General features: G+C 61.6%; 3 protein-coding genes. All 3 read left to right on the top strand.

The features are described from left to right. Positions 1-100: 100 nt before the first annotated feature. The 3 genes from tnpA to tnpC are packed head-to-tail and all read left to right on the top strand — an operon-like array spanning position 101 to position 2314. Positions 101-415, top strand: coding sequence for an IS66-like element accessory protein TnpA (gene tnpA / locus BM060_RS31975; RefSeq protein WP_074986582.1), 315 nt, complete (start codon positions 101-103; stop codon positions 413-415). After that, positions 412-738: an IS66 family insertion sequence element accessory protein TnpB gene (tnpB, locus tag BM060_RS31970; protein WP_074986579.1), complete on the top strand. Its 327-nt coding sequence runs from the start codon at positions 412-414 to the stop codon at positions 736-738. Before tnpA ends, tnpB begins: the two co-directional genes overlap by 4 nt. Positions 739-787: 49 nt before the next feature. Then, positions 788-2314, top strand: a complete 1527-nt coding sequence (gene tnpC, locus BM060_RS31965; RefSeq protein ID WP_074986577.1) for an IS66 family transposase — start codon at positions 788-790, stop codon at positions 2312-2314. Positions 2315-2345: the final 31 nt, after the last annotated feature.

Below are 2345 nucleotides of genomic sequence, written 5' to 3'. Positions count from 1 at the left end.
GTAAGCGCCCGGTGAACACACCTTCCGAACTCCAGCATTAAGGGCGATGGTGTCCGCGTATTTTTAAGCGGACGCGATAGCCCTTATCGCCGGGATTTCCATGCGCCAACGAAGCTCTTACCCCAAACCGTTCAAGGCCCAAGTCGTGCGGGAGTGCCTGCAACCCGGCGCGACCGTCTCCAGCGTGGCCATCAGTCATGGCATCAACGCCAACGTAATCCGCAAATGGTTACCGATTTACCGTGACCAAGTCCCAGCACTGCCTGCATTCGTACCGCTGCCGCCGATTCCCAAGCGGCAAGCGGATGAAACGGTGGTGATCGCCTTGCCGCTGGGTGACAAATCCATCACGGTCAAATGGCCATCCTCAGATCCGGACGGCTGCGCACGCTTCATCCGTAGCCTCTTGCAATGATCCGTATCGACGCCATTTGGCTCGCCACCGAGCCGATGGACATGCGCGCCGGCACCGACACGGCGTTGGCCCGCGTGGTCGAGGTGTTCGGTGCGGCGAAGCCGCACTGCGCTTATCTGTTCGCCAACCGCCGCGGCAACCGGATGAAAGTGCTCGTGCACGACGGCGTGGGCATTTGGCTTGCCGCACGCCGACTCAACCAAGGGAAGTTCCATTGGCCTGGAATTCATCGCGGCCTGGAAGTAGAACTCGATGCCGAACAGCTTCAAGCCTTGGTGCTTGGCTTGCCATGGCAGCGAATGGGCGCGATTACAGTGCTCTGAGCCTCGCCTTTAGCTGTGGCAGGTAGGTTGCTTTGGTAAAATCCATGGCATGACTTCTTCGCCCAATCTCGATCAAATGACGCCCGAACAACTGCGCGCACTCGCTGCGCAGTTGCTGTCCAAGGTCGACACCATGGGCAGAAAGATCCATCGCGACGAGACGATCATCGAGCAGCTCTCTCACGAGATCGCCATCCTCAAGCGGCACAAATTCGCCAAGCGCAGCGAGCAGATCAGCCCGGCGCAAGGCAGCTTGCTGGATGACCTGCTCACCACCGACCTCGAAGCCATCGACGCGGAGTTGCAAGCACTGCGTCCCGCGCCGGTGGCGGATGAACCACGCCAGCAACCCAAGCGTGCTCCGCTGCCCGCGCAACTGCCGCGCACCATTATCCGCCACGAGCCCGATAGCACCGAGTGCGCCTGCGGCTGCCAGCTTCAGCGCATCGGCGAAGACATCAGCGAGAAGCTGGACTACACCCCGGGCGTGTTTACCGTCGAGCAACATGTGCGTGGCAAGTGGGCCTGCCGCCAGTGCGAGACACTGATCCAGGCGCCGGTGCCCGCCCAGGTCATCGACAAGGGCATCCCCACTGCCGGCCTGTTGGCCCATGTGATGGTGGCCAAGTTCGCCGATCACCTGCCACTGTACCGGCAGGAAAAAATCTTTGGCCGGGCCGGCCTGGCCATCGCCCGCTCCACGCTGGCGCAGTGGGTGGGCCAAACCGGCGTGCAGCTCCAGCCACTGGTGGATGCGTTGCGCGAAACGGTGCTGGCCCAGCAGGTCATCCACGCCGATGAAACGCCGGTACAGATGCTGGCTCCCGGCGAGAAGAAAACCCATCGGGCCTATGTCTGGGCCTACTGCACGACGCCGTTCTCGGCACTGAAGGCCGTGGTCTACGAGTTCAGTCCCAGCCGTGCCGGCGAACATGCGCGCAACTTCCTGGGCGCGTGGAGCGGCAAGCTGGTCTGTGACGACTTTGCTGGCTACAAGGTCAGCTTCGAGCAGGGCATCACCGAAATCGGCTGCATGGCCCACGCCCGCCGCAAGTTCTTTGACCTGCATGTGGCGAACAAGAGCCAACTGGCCGAACAAGCGCTGCACTCCATCGGTGGCCTGTATGAAATCGAGCGGCAGGCCAAGGCCATGAGCGATGAAGATCGCTGGCGATTACGTCAGGAAAAGGCAACGCCTGTCGCAGAGAAACTGCATGAGTGGATGCTGGCTCAGCGCGAGCGTGTGCCGGAAGGGTCGGCCACGGCCAAGGCACTGGATTACAGCTTGAAACGCTGGGTAGCGCTGACGCGCTACCTGGACGATGGTGCTGTGCCCATCGATAACAATGCGGTCGAGAACCAGATCAGGCCGTGGGCGCTCGGTCGTTCGAACTGGCTCTTCGCAGGGTCACTGCGCAGCGGCAAGCGGGCGGCGGCGATCATGAGCTTGATCCAGTCGGCACGGATGAATGGGCATGATCCATACGCCTATCTCAAGGATGTACTGACGCGGCTGCCGACGCAGAAGGCCAGCGAGATTGAGCAGCTGTTGCCGCATCAGTGGATACCAGCCTGACCTGCGCAAGATGCCTTGCCCGTACGCTTAC

This window comes from Pseudomonas citronellolis (assembly GCF_900112375.1).
GTDB lineage: Bacteria > Pseudomonadota > Gammaproteobacteria > Pseudomonadales > Pseudomonadaceae > Pseudomonas > Pseudomonas citronellolis.
Note: the sequence above shows the minus strand (reverse complement) of the source record. Positions and strands in the feature narration are given on the sequence as shown.